This window comes from Pseudomonas sp. GW821-FHT10C09 (assembly GCF_059415465.1).
This window is the reverse complement of sequence record NZ_JBWKNG010000007.1, coordinates 100,185-117,949: the sequence shown is the minus strand read 5'-3', so window position 1 is coordinate 117,949 and position 17,765 is coordinate 100,185. Positions and strand designations below refer to the sequence as shown.

General features: G+C 61.2%; 20 protein-coding genes. 18 read left to right on the top strand and 2 right to left on the bottom strand.

Features of this window, described 5'->3' with window-relative positions:
* Nucleotides 1-54 precede the first annotated feature (54 nt).
* From AC07N8_RS09000 to AC07N8_RS08965, 8 genes are all read left to right on the top strand, one after another.
* On the top strand, nt 55-2,307 hold the full coding sequence (locus AC07N8_RS09000; RefSeq protein WP_493143143.1) for a chemotaxis protein CheA: 2,253 nt from the start codon (nt 55-57) through the stop codon (nt 2,305-2,307).
* A 49-nt stretch (nt 2,308-2,356) separates the two neighbouring features.
* Nucleotides 2,357-3,496 carry a protein-glutamate methylesterase/protein-glutamine glutaminase gene (locus AC07N8_RS08995; RefSeq protein WP_027922373.1) on the top strand — a complete coding sequence of 380 codons (1,140 nt, stop codon included), beginning with the start codon at nt 2,357-2,359 and terminating at the stop codon, nt 3,494-3,496.
* Nucleotides 3,496-4,236: a flagellar motor protein gene (locus AC07N8_RS08990; RefSeq protein ID WP_027922374.1), complete on the top strand. Its 741-nt coding sequence runs from the start codon at nt 3,496-3,498 to the stop codon at nt 4,234-4,236. Before AC07N8_RS08995 ends, AC07N8_RS08990 begins: the two co-directional genes overlap by 1 nt.
* A gap of 15 nt (nt 4,237-4,251) precedes the next feature.
* The gene (gene motD / locus AC07N8_RS08985) at nt 4,252-5,142 is read left to right on the top strand and encodes a flagellar motor protein MotD (RefSeq protein WP_483840767.1); all 891 of its coding nucleotides are present in this window, start codon (nt 4,252-4,254) and stop codon (nt 5,140-5,142) included.
* 43 nt (nt 5,143-5,185) lie between these two features.
* On the top strand, nt 5,186-5,974 hold the full coding sequence (locus tag AC07N8_RS08980) for a ParA family protein (RefSeq protein WP_027922376.1): 789 nt from the start codon (nt 5,186-5,188) through the stop codon (nt 5,972-5,974).
* Between the two features lie 27 nt (nt 5,975-6,001).
* On the top strand, nt 6,002-6,886 hold the full coding sequence (locus tag AC07N8_RS08975; protein ID WP_493143139.1) for a CheW domain-containing protein: 885 nt from the start codon (nt 6,002-6,004) through the stop codon (nt 6,884-6,886).
* An 81-nt stretch (nt 6,887-6,967) separates the two neighbouring features.
* Nucleotides 6,968-7,453 carry a chemotaxis protein CheW gene (locus AC07N8_RS08970; RefSeq protein WP_007946765.1) on the top strand — a complete coding sequence of 162 codons (486 nt, stop codon included), beginning with the start codon at nt 6,968-6,970 and terminating at the stop codon, nt 7,451-7,453.
* Complete coding sequence (locus tag AC07N8_RS08965) at nt 7,454-7,846, top strand: DUF2802 domain-containing protein (RefSeq protein WP_483840770.1); 393 nt, start codon at nt 7,454-7,456, stop codon at nt 7,844-7,846.
* Between the two features lie 132 nt (nt 7,847-7,978).
* On the opposite strand, the gene AC07N8_RS08960 is transcribed toward AC07N8_RS08965, so the two are convergent.
* Together AC07N8_RS08960 and fliK are read right to left on the bottom strand one after the other, a co-directional pair.
* Complete coding sequence (locus AC07N8_RS08960; protein WP_493143136.1) at nt 7,979-8,305, bottom strand: EscU/YscU/HrcU family type III secretion system export apparatus switch protein; 327 nt, start codon at nt 8,303-8,305, stop codon at nt 7,979-7,981.
* Nucleotides 8,302-9,900, bottom strand: a complete 1,599-nt coding sequence (fliK, locus tag AC07N8_RS08955) for a flagellar hook-length control protein FliK (protein WP_483840772.1) — start codon at nt 9,898-9,900, stop codon at nt 8,302-8,304. Before fliK ends, AC07N8_RS08960 begins: the two co-directional genes overlap by 4 nt.
* A 197-nt stretch (nt 9,901-10,097) precedes the next feature.
* Here fliK and ccmA point away from each other — a divergent pair, with 197 nt between their 5' ends.
* From ccmA to AC07N8_RS08905, 10 genes are all read left to right on the top strand, one after another.
* A complete protein-coding gene (gene ccmA / locus AC07N8_RS08950; RefSeq protein ID WP_493143134.1) occupies nt 10,098-10,733 on the top strand; it encodes a cytochrome c biogenesis heme-transporting ATPase CcmA in 636 nt (211 codons plus the stop codon).
* Nucleotides 10,730-11,398 carry a heme exporter protein CcmB gene (ccmB, locus tag AC07N8_RS08945; protein ID WP_452627653.1) on the top strand — a complete coding sequence of 223 codons (669 nt, stop codon included), beginning with the start codon at nt 10,730-10,732 and terminating at the stop codon, nt 11,396-11,398. Before ccmA ends, ccmB begins: the two co-directional genes overlap by 4 nt.
* 72 nt (nt 11,399-11,470) lie before the next feature.
* Nucleotides 11,471-12,226 (top strand): heme ABC transporter permease, encoded by a 756-nt coding sequence (locus AC07N8_RS08940; protein ID WP_007946756.1) that lies wholly within the window; start codon nt 11,471-11,473, stop codon nt 12,224-12,226.
* Nucleotides 12,223-12,399, top strand: coding sequence for a heme exporter protein CcmD (gene ccmD / locus AC07N8_RS08935; RefSeq protein ID WP_008145547.1), 177 nt, complete (start codon nt 12,223-12,225; stop codon nt 12,397-12,399). The genes AC07N8_RS08940 and ccmD overlap by 4 nt, the downstream gene beginning before the upstream one ends.
* A complete protein-coding gene (gene ccmE, locus AC07N8_RS08930) occupies nt 12,396-12,851 on the top strand; it encodes a cytochrome c maturation protein CcmE (RefSeq protein ID WP_027922384.1) in 456 nt (151 codons plus the stop codon). The genes ccmD and ccmE overlap by 4 nt, the downstream gene beginning before the upstream one ends.
* A gap of 3 nt (nt 12,852-12,854) precedes the next feature.
* Nucleotides 12,855-14,858 (top strand): heme lyase CcmF/NrfE family subunit, encoded by a 2,004-nt coding sequence (locus tag AC07N8_RS08925; RefSeq protein ID WP_483840775.1) that lies wholly within the window; start codon nt 12,855-12,857, stop codon nt 14,856-14,858.
* Nucleotides 14,855-15,391, top strand: coding sequence for a DsbE family thiol:disulfide interchange protein (locus AC07N8_RS08920; RefSeq protein ID WP_493143130.1), 537 nt, complete (start codon nt 14,855-14,857; stop codon nt 15,389-15,391). The genes AC07N8_RS08925 and AC07N8_RS08920 overlap by 4 nt, the downstream gene beginning before the upstream one ends.
* Nucleotides 15,388-15,858 carry a cytochrome c-type biogenesis protein gene (locus AC07N8_RS08915; RefSeq protein ID WP_493143128.1) on the top strand — a complete coding sequence of 157 codons (471 nt, stop codon included), beginning with the start codon at nt 15,388-15,390 and terminating at the stop codon, nt 15,856-15,858. Before AC07N8_RS08920 ends, AC07N8_RS08915 begins: the two co-directional genes overlap by 4 nt.
* Entirely contained in the window at nt 15,855-17,057 is a 1,203-nt protein-coding gene (gene ccmI, locus AC07N8_RS08910; RefSeq protein ID WP_493143126.1) for a c-type cytochrome biogenesis protein CcmI, read from the top strand. The genes AC07N8_RS08915 and ccmI overlap by 4 nt, the downstream gene beginning before the upstream one ends.
* Before the next feature lie 14 nt (nt 17,058-17,071).
* Nucleotides 17,072-17,476 (top strand): hypothetical protein, encoded by a 405-nt coding sequence (locus AC07N8_RS08905; RefSeq protein WP_483840779.1) that lies wholly within the window; start codon nt 17,072-17,074, stop codon nt 17,474-17,476.
* Nucleotides 17,477-17,765: the final 289 nt, after the last annotated feature.

Below are 17,765 nucleotides of genomic sequence, written 5' to 3'. Positions count from 1 at the left end.
CGTTTCAGCATTCTAGGTTTTTTAGGTTTTTAGACCTGTAGGAGCACCCCCTTAATGAGCTTCGGCGCCGATGAAGAGATCCTTCAGGATTTCCTGGTTGAGGCCGGCGAGATTCTAGAGCAACTGTCCGAACAACTGGTCGAGCTGGAAAGCCGACCGGATGATGCGGACTTGCTCAATGCAATTTTTCGCGGTTTCCACACTGTAAAAGGGGGCGCCGGCTTCCTCCAGCTCAACGAGCTGGTGGAGTGCTGCCACATCGCCGAGAACGTGTTCGACATCCTGCGCAAGGGTGAGCGTCGCGTCGATTCGGAACTGATGGACGTGGTCCTCGAAGCGCTGGACGCGGTGAACAGCATGTTCGGCGAAGTCCGCGAGCGTAGCCCGGTCACCGCTGCGACACCTGAATTGCTGGAGGCCCTGGCCCGTCTGGCCGAGCCGCAAACCGCAGATGAAGCTGCACCGGTTGCTGAAGTGGTTGAAGCACCTGCCGCCGAAAGCGAATCGGGCGACATCACCGATAACGAATTCGAACAACTGCTGGACTCGCTGAATGCCGTCAAGGCTCAGGCCGAAGCGCCAGTGGCTGCACCAACGCCTGCCAGCGATGCCGCTGCCAGCGACGAAATCACCGATGCCGAGTTCGAGTCGTTACTCGATCAACTGCACGGCAAAGGCCAGTTCGCCGTCGACGCCGTGGCCCCTGCGCCAGCGGCACCGGCTGCACCGAAAGCGGCGGGCGACAGCTCCGACATTACCGACGACGAATTTGAAGCATTGCTCGACCAGCTGCACGGCAAGGGCAACTTTGCGGTGGACGCGCTGGAGTCGGCCATTGCTTCGGTTCCGGCTACACCTGCGCCAACTGCAGCGGCGGCGGGCGGGGATCTGATCTCCGATCACGAGTTCGAATCGCTGCTCGACGAATTGCACGGTAAAGGCAAGTTCACCGACGTGGCGACAGGCTCTGTTGTCACTGCTGCGGCGCCCGTTGCCAAGGCAGCGGCACCCGTGGCCAAGGTGCCAGATCCAAAAGCCGAGGCACCGAAAGTCGAGGCGCCGAAACCGGTTGCCGCCGCTGCACCGGCCCCGGCCCGTGCTCCGGCTGCGCCGCCGCCGGAAAAACCGGCCAGCGAAGCCGAGACCACCGTGCGGGTCGATACCGCGCGTCTCGACGAAATCATGAACATGGTCGGCGAACTGGTACTGGTGCGTAACCGTTTGGTTCGCCTGGGTGCCAACAGTGCCGACGAGGCCATGTCCAAGGCTGTGTCGAACCTCGACGTGGTCACGGCTGACCTGCAAACCGCGGTCATGAAGACCCGGATGCAACCGATCAAGAAAGTCTTCGGACGCTTCCCGCGTCTGGTTCGCGACCTGGCTCGCCAGCTCAAGAAAGAGATCAACCTGGAACTGGTCGGCGAAGAAACCGACCTCGACAAGAACCTCGTCGAGGCCCTGGCCGACCCGCTGGTCCACTTGGTGCGCAACGCGGTCGACCACGGCATCGAGTCGCCGGAAGAGCGCGAAGCCTCGGGCAAGTCCCGTGGCGGCAAGGTGATCCTTGCAGCGGAACAGGAAGGCGACCACATCCTGCTGTCGATCTCCGATGACGGCAAAGGCATGGACCCGCACGTCCTGCGTTCCATCGCGGTAAAACGCGGTGTGATGGACAAGGACGCGGCGGATCGCTTGAGCGACACCGAGTGCTACAACCTGATTTTCGCACCAGGGTTCTCGACCAAGACCGAGATCTCCGACGTGTCGGGTCGTGGCGTGGGCATGGACGTGGTGAAAACCAAGATTTCCCAGCTCAACGGTTCGATCAACATCTACTCGACCAAAGGCCAGGGCTCGAAGATCGTCATCAAGGTCCCGCTGACCCTGGCGATCATGCCGACGCTGATGGTCATGCTCGGCAACCAGGCGTTTGCGTTCCCGCTGGTGAACGTCAACGAGATCTTCCACCTCGACCTGTCGACCACCAACGTGGTGGACGGTCAGGAAGTGGTGATCGTGCGCGACAAGGCGCTGCCACTGTTTTACCTCAAGCGCTGGCTGGTCAGCTCCGCCGCTCACGAAGAGCAGCGCGAAGGCCATGTGGTGATCCTTTCGGTGGGCACGCAGCGGATCGGCTTTGTCGTCGATCAGTTGGTGGGCCAGGAAGAAGTGGTCATCAAGCCATTGGGCAAAATGCTCCAGGGAACCCCGGGCATGTCGGGCGCCACCATCACCGGTGACGGCCGTATTGCGCTGATTCTCGATGTTCCGAGCATGCTCAAGCGTTACGCCACGCGGCGTATTTGATTCTGGTGGAGCGGGGCGACTGAGCCTCGCTCCGTCTAACGGAGTGTTTATGGCAGTCAAAGTCCTGGTGGTGGACGATTCGGGGTTTTTCCGCCGCCGCGTCTCGGAAATTCTTTCAGCGGATTCGAATATCCAGGTCGTCGGAACGGCGACCAACGGAAAAGAGGCGATCGATCAGGCCCTGGCCCTCAAGCCGGACGTGATCACGATGGACTACGAAATGCCCATGATGGACGGCATCACCGCCGTTCGACACATCATGCAGCGCTGCCCGACGCCGGTGTTGATGTTCTCCTCGCTGACACACGAAGGCGCCCGGGTGACCCTCGATGCGCTGGATGCCGGCGCCGTGGATTTCCTGCCGAAGAATTTCGAAGACATCTCCCGTAACCCGGAGAAGGTCAAGCAACTGCTGTGCGAAAAGATCCTGAGCATTTCGCGCAGTAACCGTCGCGCCAATACCTACAGTGCACCGGCCCCGGTCGCCGCACCTGCCCCGACGCCTGCGCCTGCAAGCGCCAGCAGTTACGGCAGCCACGCACCGTCGCGTCCTGCGCCGGCACCGATTCCGGCACGCACCCATGCGCCTGTGTCGTCCGGCCCATCGTCGCCTGCACCGAAACGCAAGGCCTACAAACTGGTGGCCATCGGCACGTCCACGGGCGGTCCGGTTGCGCTGCAACGGGTGCTGACCCAATTGCCGGCCAACTTCCCGGCACCGCTGGTGTTGATCCAGCACATGCCGGCGGCCTTCACCAAGGCCTTCGCCGAACGCCTGGACAAGCTCTGCCGCATCAGCGTCAAGGAAGCCGAGGATGGCGACATCCTGCGTCCTGGCCTGGCGTTGCTGGCACCGGGTGGCAAACAAATGATGATCGATGGCCGTGGCGCGGTGAAAATCCTGCCGGGCGACGAACGTCTGAATTACAAACCCAGCGTGGACATCACCTTTGGTTCAGCGGCCAAGTCCTACGGCGACAAAGTTCTGGCGGTCGTGCTGACCGGCATGGGCGCCGACGGTCGTGAAGGGGCTCGCCTGCTCAAGCAGAGCGGCAGTGCGATCTGGGCTCAGGATGAAGCCAGCTGCGTGATCTACGGCATGCCGATGGCCATCGTCAAAGCCGATCTCGCCGACGCGATCTACGGGCTGGAAGATATTGGCAAGCACCTGGTCGAGGCGTGTATCTGATGGATGTTTTAAGCCTGATTGGCATCATCATGGCGTTCGTCGCCATCATTGGCGGCAACTACCTTGAAGGCGGCCACCTCGGCGCGCTGGCCAACGGCCCGGCAGCCTTGATCGTCCTCGGTGGCACCATCGGCGCAGCCTTGCTGCAATCGCCGATGAGCGCCTTCAAGCGTGCCATGCAAATCCTTGGCTGGATTCTGTTTCCACCACGCGTTGACCTGGCCGGTGGCATTGATCGGGTGGTGAACTGGAGCCTGACGGCCCGTAAGGAAGGCTTGCTCGGTCTGGAAGGGGTGGCCGATGCCGAACCCGACAGCTACTCGCGCAAAGGCCTGCAACTGCTGGTTGACGGTGCCGAACCGGAAGCGATTCGCAGCATTCTGGAAGTGGATTTCTACACCCAGGAAAGCCGCGACATCGAAGCCGCCAAAGTTTTCGAAAGCATGGGCGGCTACGCGCCGACCATCGGGATTATCGGTGCGGTGATGGGCCTGATCCATGTCATGGGCAACCTGGCCGATCCGACCCAACTGGGCAGCGGCATTGCCGTGGCCTTCGTCGCCACCATCTACGGTGTGGCCAGTGCCAACCTGGTGTTGCTGCCGATTGCTTCCAAGCTCAAGTCTGTGGCCTTGCGTCAGTCGCGTTATCGCGAAATGTTGCTGGAAGGGATCCTGTCGATCGCCGAAGGTGAAAACCCTCGCTCTATTGAGTTGAAGCTTCAGGGCTTCATGGATTGATGGGGGTAATGGATTATGGCTCGTCGTCGCCAACCTGAAGAACACGTCAATCACGAACGCTGGCTGGTGTCCTACGCGGATTTCATTACCTTGCTGTTCGCGTTCTTCGTGGTCATGTACTCGATCTCTTCGATCAACGAAGGCAAGTACAAAGTCATCTCGCAAGCGTTGATCGGGGTCTTCACCGACGCCGATCGCTCGCTCAAGCCGATCCCGGTCGGCGAAGAGCGACCGATGACGGTGACCCCTGCCAAGCCGTTGGTGAAAGACAGCGAACAGGTCGATGCCGGTGTTGCCGGTTCCAGTGACCCGCTCAAAAGCATCGCCGATGACATCAGCGCCGCGTTCGGTGACCTGATCAGCTCCAACCAGATGACCGTGCGCGGTAACGAGTTGTGGGTCGAGATCGAGCTCAATTCCAGCCTGTTGTTTGGCAGTGGCGATGCCATGCCCAGCGACAACGCGTTCAACATCATCGACAAGGTGGCCGGGATTCTGAAGCCGTTCGATAACCCGATTCACGTCGAAGGCTTTACCGATGATCAACCGATCCGCACCGCGCAGTACCCCACTAACTGGGAACTGTCCTCGGCCCGTTCGGCGAGCATTGTGCGCATTCTGGCGATGCAGGGCGTGAACCCGAGCCGAATGGCCTCCGTGGGTTATGGCGAGTTTCAGCCCGTGGCCAATAACGCCACCGCCGAAGGCCGCGCACGCAACCGTCGTGTGGTGCTGGTGGTTTCACGCAATCTCGATGTTCGTCGCAGCCTCACCGGCACCGGAACCGCTCATGCGCAACCGGACGCCGCGTTGAAGCGTGCTGGCACACAAACTGCACCGTCAGCGGTCAAGTCGCCGGTACGAGAGAGCGCCGTCAATTCTCCGTCACCCGCATTAAAACGTTGAGCTATTTCTCGGCTGACCTCGTCGGCCGGGAGGAAACATTCAAATGAGAGTCTGGGCCGTTGCCAATCAAAAGGGTGGTGTTGGTAAAACCACTTCCTCTATCGCTTTAGCCGGTTTGCTGGCCGAGGCGGGCAAGCGCGTGGTTGTGGTCGACCTCGACCCGCACGGCTCCATGACCAGCTACTTCGGCTACGACCCCGACACCCTGGAACACAGCAGCTACGACTTGTTCCTGCACAAGGGCAGCGTGCCGCAAGGCTTGCCCGGTCAGTTGCTGTTGCCCACCAGCCACGAAAGCATTTCCCTGTTGCCCTCCAGCACCGCACTGGCCACGCTTGAGCGTCAGTCGCCGGGGCAGAGTGGTTTGGGCCTGGTGATCGCCAAGAGCCTGGCGCAGTTGTGGCAGGACTTCGATTACGCGGTGATCGACAGCCCGCCGTTGCTCGGCGTGCTGATGGTCAATGCCTTGGCGGCGAGCCAGCAGTTGGTGATCCCGGTGCAGACCGAACACCTGGCCGTCAAAGGCCTGGAACGCATGGTCAACACCCTGGCGATGATCAACCGTTCACGCAAACAGGCGCTGCCGTTCACCATCATCCCGACCTTGTTCGACCGCCGCACCCAGGCGTCCCTCGGGACCCTGCGCGTGCTGCGCGACCTGTACCCGGAAGAAATCTGGCAAGGCTACATCCCGGTCGACACGCGTCTGCGTGACGCCAGTCGGGCCGGGCTCACGCCTTCGCAGTTCGACGGCAAGAGCCGCGGCGTTCTGGCTTACCGCGCGCTGCTCAAGCATTTGCTGGCGCAGCAATCCGTTGCGCAGGTGGCGTGAGATGAACCTTCCTTGCGTGGTGCTTAAATGAATCGGCCGGTGAAAATCACCTCTCGCCCGCAACTGGCGCTCCAGAGCTATCTGGACAGCTTGCTGCAGGACGCGACCGAGGAGCTGGCGCCCGTCATCGAAGCGACCGCCGAAGTGATCGAACCTGAAAGCACCCTCGATGAGTTTCAGTTGGCGGTGCTCGAAGAACAGGCGCGCGATGCACGCCCGGCGACGGTGGTTGCAGCACCGGTGATTGCCCCCGTGGTTGAACCGGCAGTGAAAGCACCAGCGCCAGCACCTGCACCTGTCATGGAAGCGCCGGCACCGATCCTCGCGCCGGTATCGACCGTCGCACCGCTGCTGCAAACGCTGGTGCCGCCAGTCGTCGAAGTTCATCTCCCACCGAGCAACACGCCGCCTCCGGTAGAAACCGACGGGCGTCCATCGTGGGCCGCCGAGCCCTTCGAATGCCTGCTGTTCGACGTTGCCGGCCTGACGCTGGCGGTGCCGCTGGTGTGCCTCGGTTCGATTTATTCGTTGGCCGGTCACGAGCTGACGCCGCTGTTCGGTCAGCCGGAATGGTTCCTCGGGATTCTCCCAAGCCAGGCCGGCAACCTGAAAGTCCTCGATACCGCGCGTTGGGTCATGCCCGACCGCTACCGCGATGACTTCCGCCAGGGCCTGCAATACGTCATTTCGGTTCAGGGCTATGAGTGGGGGCTGGCGGTGCATCAAGTCAGCCGCTCGTTGCGCCTGGACCCCAACGAAATCAAATGGCGCAGCCACCGCGGTCAACGACCGTGGCTGGCGGGCACCGTGATTGAACACATGTGTGCCTTGCTCGACGTTTCCGCACTGGCCGAGTTGATCGCCAGTGGCGGGGCAAAGCACATGAGCAGCATCAAGAAACCGGCTCACTAACCGACATAAAAACACGCAACGGCAGTTATTGCCGGCGCACAGAACACACACCGCCAGGGCGGTTTTTCGAGGGGTCAGGGTATGAATGATAAGGCGACGGCTGCAAAGGGTTCCGAAGATCCGATCCTGCAATGGGTAACCTTCAAGCTGGACAACGAAACCTACGGCATCAACGTGATGCGCGTTCAGGAAGTCCTGCGCTACACCGAAATCGCCCCGGTCCCGGGTGCCCCGTCCTACGTGCTGGGCATCATCAACCTGCGCGGTAACGTAGTCACCGTGATCGACACCCGTCAGCGCTTCGGCCTGATGAATGCCGAGATCAGCGACAACACCCGTATCGTCATCATCGAAGCCGACAAGCAGGTTGTCGGGATCATGGTCGACAGCGTGGCCGAAGTGGTTTACCTGCGTCAGTCGGAAATCGAAACCGCGCCAAACGTCGGTAACGAAGAATCCGCCAAGTTCATTCAAGGCGTGTGCAACAAGAACAACGAACTGCTGATCCTGGTCGAGCTGGACAAGATGATGAGCGAAGAAGAATGGTCGGACCTGGAGAACATCTGATTGATTCTTGAGGTAGCGGTCATTGTCCTGTTCCTTTTCTGGGCAGGCACGCTGGCGATGTTTCTGGCGTACATACGCGGTCAACGATTGATCGCCGCGCAACAGGCTCAGGGCGATGCGCTGCGGGATCAGCGCATCAAGGACCTGGCCAAACTTGTGGACGACTACCAGCGTGGCAACGTGCGCATGGGTGAAGACCTGCACGAGTTGCGCGCGGTGGTCGGCCCGCTGCCGGACAAACTGGCGCAACTGGAACAACGCGACCCGTCGAGCCTGTCGTTTGCCCAAGCGGCGCGACTGGTCGGGATGGGCGCTACGGTGGATGAACTGACTCAGTCTTGCGGGTTGACCCAGGCTGAGGCGGAGTTGATGCGCAAGCTTCACAAGAACTGATTTTTGCAACTCGGCTGACATTGCTTTCGCGAGCAGGCTCGCTCCCACAGGGGCTCAGTGTTGAACACAAAATGTGTGAACACCGCCCAACCCTGTGGGAGCGAGCCTGCTCGCGATGGCGTCCTTGACGCCTCAGTAATCATCCCCGCGATCAGTGATGTCCTTCTCCAGCATGACCGCATCGGGATCATGCCCCGCCGGAAACTTGCCCTTCAGATTCCACGCGAACGCAATAATCTCGGCAATCGTGCGGTACAACTCCTCCGGAATACTCTCGCCCAACTCCATCCGCGCCAGCAGCTTCACCAGCTCGGCGTTTTCGTAGATCGGCACTTCGTAGTCGCGGGCGATCCGCAGAATTTCTTCCGCCAGTGCTTCGTCACCCTTTGCGGTGAGGGTCGGGGCGTGGCTGCCGTCGTACTTGAGGGCGATGGCCTGGCGTGGGGCGTTGTTTTTCATGCGGTTTCGTCGACCCAGCGTTGTTCCAGACGGGTTTGCGGGCCTTGTGGCGGTTTGCCGAGGTGGCAATCCAGATCGCCGACGTTCAGGCCCGACGCCAGCAGGCGTTCGCGCAGCCCGGCCAGGTTGCTTTCGATCAGGCTCGCGGTGTATGGGCGTTCGGCCCAGAGCTGGCTGGACAGGCTGCCCTTGATCAGCTGCGCCTGAATCTGCAACGGGCCTAGCGGTTCCATGTCGAACGCCAGGTCGACGCGCCACAGTTGTTGCTTGGGCTCACGTTCGTCGCGACGTTCATGCGGTTGTTCTTTCTCGGGGGCTTCTTCGCGCTGGAACTTGACCTGCAACGGCACGATGTCCTGCAGGTTGCGCATCGGGATTTCCAGCTGCCAGGTGCTGACCAGCCGCCCATCGTCGGTCAGACCGGTTTGCTCCAGGCTCGACAGTTGATGGCTTTGCAGGCGCGAAACCGCCGCCGCTGCCAAACGCAGCAAGTGCTCCAGATCACCTTCACCGTCCTGGCTTTGCAGCAGGCGCTCGGGCAGCGGGAAACTGGTCGGCAGCGGTTTGGCACTGACCTGGCCGAGCATGCCGAGGGCGCTGCGCACAAAACTCGGCATCGCCTGCACCAATGTGTTGGCGGCGATCAGTGCATTGAGGTTGGTGTTGGCTGGCAGCCCCGGCGTCAATTGCGCGATCAGCTTGAGCAAATCGCCCTTCAGGTCCGGAGCCAGCGTCGGGTTCTGTCCGGTCAGCAGTTTCGCTTCGAGGAACAGGCCACTGTTGGCCAGTGCTTGAGCCAGTCCCTTGGGTGTACTCAGTTGCTGAACATCTGGCAAACCGGCGAGGAGTTTTTCCACGGCCACGCGCAGGTCGCCAGAGGTCTGGTCCGAGGAAGCCGATGACGACGGCGCAGGCAACGGCAGGTTTTGCAGGACCTTGATCAAGCCATCCAGCGAACCCTGGCGGCTTTGCTGGCTGACCAATTGCTGGGTCACCGCCAATTGTTCCTGGCGGCTGCTCAGCGGGACGAATTTCAGCGTCTGGGTGTCTTGCACCATGGCGCTCAACAAGGTGCCGATGCGCAGCGGCGTCGGGCTGTCGATGCTCAGGGTGCTACCGCTTAGCACCGTGTTCAACAAACTCACCATCGAGCGAAACACCGTCGGTTGCCCCGGCACCTGCGGCAGCACCTGCGAAGTCAGCACTTTGCCTTGCAGCAAGGTGCCGACCGGCAGCTGCGCCGTGTCGATGCGGGTGAGGGTGGCGATGCTGGAAGCGATGGCTTGTTGCACGGTGATGGCCAGATTGCTCGCCGACGGCTGCGTGATCGCCAGGCTGGTGCCTTGGGGTAGCGGTTGCGTGCTGGTGGCCTGCACCGTGGTCTGGCGACCGCTGTCGAGGGTGACTTTGAGCAGCAGTTGAAAAGTCTGATCCGTCTGCTTGAGCGACAGTACTTCAGCCTTGGCGGTCTGCCCGACGTCGATCAGGCCCTCCATTGGCTTCAGCAACTGCAGCAGATCGCCACTCACCACCAGCGGCCGCGAAGTCGCGGGCGTGGTCTGGGGTAGCGGGAGGATGTTCATTTCGCCTGTCATACGCGGTCACAACCTGAGGAAAATGCACTCTTTAGAGTAGGGCATGGCATGTATAATGCTGCCCGTCTTTCGGGGAGTGGCGAAAACATTGCAATTGTTTGACGCCGCTCTCTAGAACAGACCGCCAATGCATCTATGCTGCATCTCTTTAGCGGCCGCTTCGCCGCCGACTTGAACCGCAAAAGGCCCGTGATCCCTTGACCAGCCCTGTCCTGCAAACCGTTGCCCTCGCTTGTGAGCGAGACCTTCGGCTGCTCTTCGAAAATCTCGATTTGAGACTGGCCAGTGGCGAAATGTTGCAAATCAGCGGCCCCAACGGCAGTGGCAAGACCAGCCTGTTGCGCCTGCTGTGCGGCTTGATGCAGCCGACCGCCGGTCAGGTGCTGCTCAACGGCCAGCCGCTCAATGAGCAACGTTTCGAGCTGGCGCGCAACCTGCTGTGGATCGGTCATGCCGCCGGCATCAAGGAACTGCTGACGCCCGAGGAAAACCTCAGCTGGCTCTGCGCCCTGCATCATCCGGCGTCCCATGAGGCGATCTGGCAGGCATTGGCGGCTGTGGGACTGCGCGGTTTCGAGGATGTTCCTTGCCACACGCTGTCTGCTGGCCAGCATCGCCGTGTGGCGCTGGCGCGGTTGTACCTGGACAGCCCGCCGCTGTGGATTCTCGATGAGCCGTTCACCGCACTCGACAAGCAAGGCGTGGCGCAGCTCGAAGAACACTTGGCCGCACACTGTGAGCAGGGCGGCATGGTCGTTTTGACCACGCACCATACGCTGACCCGGATGCCGGCCAGCTATCGCGACATTGATCTGGGGAATTGGGCCGTATGAGTGTTTTCGGCCTGTTGGTCGCCCGTGAGGCCCGATTGTTGTTCCGCCGTCCTGCGGAACTGGCCAATCCGCTGGTATTCTTCGCCATCGTGGTGGCGCTGTTCCCGTTGGCGGTCGGCCCCGAGGCTCAATTGTTGCAAACCTTGTCTCCTGGACTGGTCTGGGTCGCGGCGCTTTTATCGGTTCTGCTCTCGCTGGACGGGCTTTTCCGCAGTGATTTCGAAGATGGATCGCTTGAACAGTGGGTCCTTTCGTCGCACCCCCTGCCTCTTCTGGTTTTGGCCAAGGTACTGGCACACTGGGCCTTCTCTGGCCTGGCACTGGTTTTGCTCGCTCCACTGCTGGCGTTGATGCTCGGTCTACCTGCCGCTTGTCTGCCGGTGTTGCTGATTTCTTTATTGCTGGGTACACCGGTGCTGAGCCTGCTCGGTGCGGTGGGCGCAGCCCTGACGGTGGGATTGAAGCGAGGTGGCTTGTTGCTGGCACTGCTGATTCTGCCGCTGTACATCCCGGTGTTGATCCTTGGCAGTGGCGCCTTGCAGGCAGCCTTGCAAGGCATGCCGGCGACCGGTTATCTCTTGTGGCTTGGCAGCCTGACCGCCCTGGCGATAACCCTGACACCGTTTGCAATAGCTGCTGGCCTGAAGATCAGCGTCGGCGAATAATGAGGTCTGGTTAAAATTTAACCAGTAAAGACCCAGCCCTTCACAGCGAAGGGCAACCGTGATGGAAACAGTATGAACTGGACGTGGTTTCACAAGCTCGGCTCGCCCAAATGGTTTTACGGCATCAGCGGCAAACTGCTGCCCTGGCTGAGCGTCGCGGCGTTGCTGCTGATCGGCGTGGGAGTCGTTTGGGGCCTGGCTTTCGCGCCGCCTGACTACCAGCAAGGCAACAGCTTTCGCATCATCTATATCCACGTTCCTGCCGCGATGCTGGCGCAGTCCTGCTACGTGATGCTGGCCGTTTGCGGCATTGTCGGGCTGGTCTGGAAGATGAAACTGGCCGACGTCGCCCTGCAATGCGCGGCGCCCATCGGTGCCTGGATGACCGCCGTGGCGCTGGTCACCGGCGCGATCTGGGGCAAACCGACCTGGGGTTCTTGGTGGGTCTGGGATGCACGACTGACGTCCATGCTTATTCTGCTGTTTCTGTACTTCGGTCTCATTGCGCTGGGCAACGCCATCAGCAATCGTGACAGCGCCGCCAAGGCGTGTGCGGTGTTGGCGATTGTGGGCGTGATCAACATCCCGATCATCAAATACTCGGTGGAGTGGTGGAACACCCTGCACCAGGGCGCGACCTTCACCCTCACTGAAAAACCGGCGATGCCGGCCGAGATGTGGCTGCCATTGCTGCTGACGGTGCTGGGTTTCTACTGTTTCTTCGGCGCGGTCCTGTTGCTGCGCATGCGCCTTGAAGTGCTCAAGCGCGAAGCGCGGGCCAGTTGGGTCAAGGCCGAAGTACAGAACAGTCTGGAGGCCGCTCGATGAGTTTTGCTTCATTCGGCGACTTCCTCGCCATGGGCCATCACGCCCTGTATGTCTGGTCCGCCTATGGCATCTGCCTGGCGGTGCTGGCCCTCAACGTGGCGGCGCCGATCCTGGCCCGCAAGCGGTATCTGCAACAAGAGGCGCGTCGTCTGCGCCGGGAGAACGGCAAGTGAATCCGCTGCGCAAAAAGCGTCTTATCATCATTCTCGCGATCCTGGTGGGTGTCGGCGCTGCCGTCGGCCTGGCCCTGAGCGCCCTGCAGCAGAACATCAATCTGTTTTACACCCCGACCCAGATCGCCAATGGCGAAGCGCCGCAAGACACGCGCATCCGCGCGGGCGGCATGGTCGAGAAAGGTTCGCTGCAACGTTCCGGCGATTCGCTGGACGTCAAATTCGTCGTCACTGACTTCAACAAATCCGTGACCATCACCTATCGCGGCATTCTTCCGGACTTGTTCCGTGAAGGGCAGGGCATTGTCGCCTTGGGCAAAATCAACGCCGACGGCGTGGTGGTGGCCGACGAAGTGCTGGCCAAGCACGACGAGAAATACATGCCGCCGGAAGTGACCAAGGCCCTGAAAGACAGCGGCCAGTCGGCGCCCACACAAGCCAAAGAGGGTTAATTGATGACGTCCGCTCTCTATAATTCAGGGCTGTTTATCCCCGAGCTTGGCCACCTGGCCATGATCCTGGCGCTGTGTTTCGCGCTGGTTCAGGCCGTGGTGCCGTTGCTCGGTGCCTGGCGCGGTGACCGCCTGTGGATGAGCCTCGCGCAGCCAGCCGCCTGGGGGCAGTTCACCTTCCTGGTGTTCGCTTTTGGTTGCCTGACCTATGCGTTCATGACTGACGACTTCTCGGTCGGCTACGTCGCCAGCAACTCCAACAGCGCCTTGCCGTGGTACTACAAGTTCAGCGCCGTGTGGGGCGCGCACGAAGGGTCATTGCTGTTGTGGGCGTTGATCCTCGGCGGCTGGACCTTCGCAGTGTCGGTGTTCTCCCGGCAGTTGCCGCAGGTCATGCTGGCCCGTGTGCTGGCGGTGATGGGCATGATCAGCACCGGTTTCCTGCTGTTCCTGATCCTCACGTCCAACCCGTTCAAGCGCATCCTGCCGCAGGTGCCCAGCGATGGCGCCGACCTCAATCCACTGCTGCAAGACATCGGCCTGATCGTTCACCCGCCGATGCTGTACATGGGTTATGTCGGTTTCTCCGTGGCCTTTGCCTTCGCCATCGCCGCGCTGATGGGCGGTCGCCTTGATGCGGCATGGGCGCGCTGGTCGCGTCCTTGGACCATCGTCGCCTGGGCTTTCCTCGGTATCGGCATCACCCTCGGTTCGTGGTGGGCGTATTACGAACTCGGCTGGGGCGGCTGGTGGTTCTGGGACCCGGTGGAAAACGCTTCCTTCATGCCTTGGCTGGTCGGTACGGCACTGATTCACTCGTTGGCCGTCACGGAAAAACGTGGCGTGTTCAAGAGCTGGACCGTGTTGCTGGCCATCGCCGCGTTCTCGCTGAGCTTGCTCGGTACGTTCCTCGTGCGTTCCGGCGTGCTGACCTCGGTTCACGCGTTTGCGTCCGACCCTGAGCGCGGTGTGTTCATCCTGATTTTCCTGCTGTTTGTGGTTGGCGGTTCGCTGACGCTGTTCGCCCTGCGCGCACCGGTGGTCAAGAGCCAGGTCGGCTTCAACCTCTGGTCCCGGGAAACCCTGCTGCTGGGTAACAACCTGGTGCTGGTGGTCGCGGCTTCGATGATCCTGCTCGGCACCTTGTACCCGCTGATTCTCGATGCGATGACCGGCGCCAAACTGTCCGTCGGCCCGCCGTACTTCAACGCGCTGTTCATTCCATTGATGGCGTTGCTGATGGTGGTGATGGCGGTCGGGATGCTGGTGCGCTGGAAAGACACCCCGGTCAAATGGCTGATGAGCATGCTGACCCCGGTATTGCTCGGCAGCGCTGCGCTGGCGGTTGTGGCCGGCGTCGCTTACGGCGATTTCAACTGGGCGGTGATCGCAACCTTCATGCTCGCAGCGTGGGTATTGCTCGCCGGTGTCCGGGATATCCTCGACAAGACTCGCCACAAAGGCCTGATCAAAGGCTTGCCGACCCTGACCCGCAGTTATTGGGGCATGCAGATCGCTCACCTCGGTATTGCCGTGTGTGCGCTTGGCGTCGTGTTGTCGAGCCAGAACAGTGCCGAGCGCGACTTGCGCCTGGCGCCGGGCGAGTCGATGGACCTGGCCGGTTATCATTTCATATTCGAAGGCGCCAAGCACTTTGAAGGCCCGAACTTCACCTCCGACAAGGGCACCGTCCGGGTGATCCGCGATGGCAAGGAAGTCAGCGTGCTGCACCCGGAAAAACGCTTGTACACCGTGCAGAACTCGGTGATGACCGAAGCCGGGATCGACGCCGGTTTCACCCGTGACCTCTATGTTGCCCTCGGCGAACCGCTGGGCGATGGCGCCTGGGCCGTGCGCGTTCACGTCAAACCGTTCGTGCGCTGGATCTGGTTCGGTGGCTTGCTGACTGGCTTCGGCGGGTTGCTGGCGGCGCTGGATCGGCGTTATCGGGTCAAGGTGAAAAGCCGGGTGCGTGAAGCACTGGGCATGACGGGAGCCACTGCATGAGACGTTGGTTGATGCTGTTGCCACTGATTATTTTTCTGGTGGTGGCTGTTTTCCTGTATCGCGGGTTGTACCTCGACCCGGCCGAGTTGCCTTCGGCGATGATCAACAAGCCGTTTCCGGAGTTTTCCCTGCCGAGCGTGCAGGGCGACAAGACCCTGACCAAGGCTGACATTGTCGGTAAACCGGCACTGGTCAACGTCTGGGGCACCTGGTGCATTTCCTGCCGGGTCGAACACCCGGTATTGAACAAACTGGCCCAGCAGGGCGTGGTGATTTACGGCATCAACTACAAGGACGTCAACGCCGACGCTTTGAAGTGGCTGGTGGAATTCCACAACCCGTATCAACTGGACATCCGTGACGACGCCGGCACCCTGGGTCTGAACCTCGGTGTCTACGGCGCGCCGGAAACCTTTTTCATCGACGCCAAGGGCATCATCCGCGACAAGTTCGTCGGCGTGATCGACGAACAGGTCTGGCGCGAAAAACTGGCCGCCAAGTATCAGGCGCTGGTCGATGAGGCGAAGCCATGAAGCGCTGGATAGCGGCAGTGGTACTGGGCTTGAGCATGGCCGGCGTGGCGCACGCCGCCATCGATACCTACGAGTTCGCCAAAGAAGGTGATCGCGAGCGTTTTCGCGAGCTGACCAAGGAACTGCGTTGCCCCAAGTGCCAGAATCAGGACATCGCCGATTCCAACGCACCGATTGCCGCCGACCTGCGCAAAGAGATTTTCCGCATGCTCGGCGAGGGCAAGGACAACCAGCAGATCATCGACTTCATGGTCGACCGCTACGGTGACTTCGTCCGCTACAAACCGGCTCTCAACGCCAAGACTGCACTGCTCTGGTTCGGCCCGGCCGGCCTGTTGCTGGGCGGTTTCGTGATCATCGCCGTGATCGTCCGCCGTCGTCGCGTGCAACGCGCCGACACCCCGGACGCGCTTTCTGCCGAGGAGCGTGAGCGCCTCGACCACCTGTTGGATAAAAACCAAGAATGATTGATTTCTGGCTCGCTGCAGGTCTGCTACTTCTGGTTGCCCTGAGTTTTCTGTTGATCCCGGTTTTGCGCGGTCGTCGCGCTCAACTTGAAGAGGATCGTACCGCCCTGAACGTTGCGCTGTACCAAGAGCGCGTGGCTGAGTTGCAAACTCAGCAGGAAGAGGGCGTGCTCGACGCCGGGCAAATGAACGCCGGCCGTGCCGAAGCGGCCCGTGAGCTGCTCGCCGATACCGAAGGCGTTGCGGCGCCTCGCGTGGGTCGCCTGGGCAAGCCGCTGCCGTTGCTGGCGGCGGTGCTGGTCCCGGTACTCGGCCTGGGGTTGTACCTGCATTTCGGCGCCAGCGACAAAGTCGAACTGACCCGCGAATTTGCCCAGGCGCCGCAGTCGATGGAAGAGATGACCCGTCGCCTGGAACGCGCCGTCGCTGCTCAGCCGGAGTCCGCCGAGGGCCTGTATTTCCTCGGTCGCACGTACATGGCTCAGGACCGTCCTGGCGATGCAGCGAAGATCTTCGAACGCACGGTGAATGTGGCCGGTCGTCAACCAGAACTGCTCGGCCAATGGGCTCAGGCTCAATACTTTGCCGATGGCAAGAAGTGGTCGGAGAAGATTCAGGCACTGACTGATGAAGCGCTGAAAGCCGATCCGAAAGAAGTCACCAGCCTTGGCCTGCTGGGTATCGCGGCTTTCGAAGCCCAGCGTTACCAGGACGCTATCGACTACTGGAATCGCCTGCTGGCGCAGTTGCCGCCCGAGGACAGCTCCCGCGCCGCCCTGCAAGGCGGTATCACCCGGGCCACCGAGAAGCTGGAAGCCAGTGGTGGCAAGGTTGCCAAGGCACCTGCGGCGAAGGCGGCAGCGTTGCTGAAAGTCACCGTAGACCTGGCACCAGCGCTCAAAGCCAAGGTCCAGCCGGGTGACAGCGTCTTCATCTTCGCCCGCGCCACCGCAGGCCCACCCGCACCGTTGGCGGCCAAACGCCTGACCGTGGCTGACTTGCCGGTGACCGTCGAGCTGGGTGATGCCGACGCAATGATGCCGCAGTTGAAACTGTCGAACTTCCCTGAAGTCCAACTGGTTGCGCGCGTCTCCCGTGCCGGCCAGCCGACTGCCGGTGAATGGGTCGGTCGCAGCCAGCCTCTGGCCAGCAGCACCACCGCGACGCAGACACTGACCATCGACAGCCCGGACAAATAACAGGAAGCACCGCCATGACCGCTATTGCTCGTATCACCCTGCTCAGTCTGGTTTTGGGGTTGAGTGCATGTGCGGTCCAGCGGCCAGAGCCGACGACACCGCCACCGATCCCGCCGTCGCAGCCGAGGCCTACACCGTCCACGACACCCTCGCCGGGCAAACCGGGCATCCCCGCCAAACCGGCCAAACCGATGCCGCGCACCTCCGCCAGCTTCGCACCGCCGCCGGGTGGCAACAGCCATTGGGATGCCAAGTTGGGCGTCTATGTGCTGGACGATCAGACCAACACCTTCTACCGCCAGCGCACCTACTACCGCTGGAACAACGGCTGGAGCCGCTCGATCAGCCCCGATGGGCCGTGGGAAGACACGGATATCCACGGCGTGCCGGGCGGGTTGGGACGGCAATTCGGGCAGTAAGCTAAGGCGACCTTCGGGTCGCCTTTTTTGTGCCCGCTGAAAACCTCTGCCTCACCTCAAACCCCTGTGGGAGCGAGCCTGCTCGCGAATGCGGTGTGACATTCAACAGATCAGTTGACTGATCTACCGCTTTCGCGAGCAGGCTCGCTCCCACAGGGGGTCGGTGTTTTTCAGCACTCAACCTTTCACAAAACCTTCATCAAATGGCCCACCCAGCGACATGTGCAAGTCATAGGGCTGACACAGCCCGCGCCTAAAGTCGGTTGAACTTCAAAACGGCCATGGACGG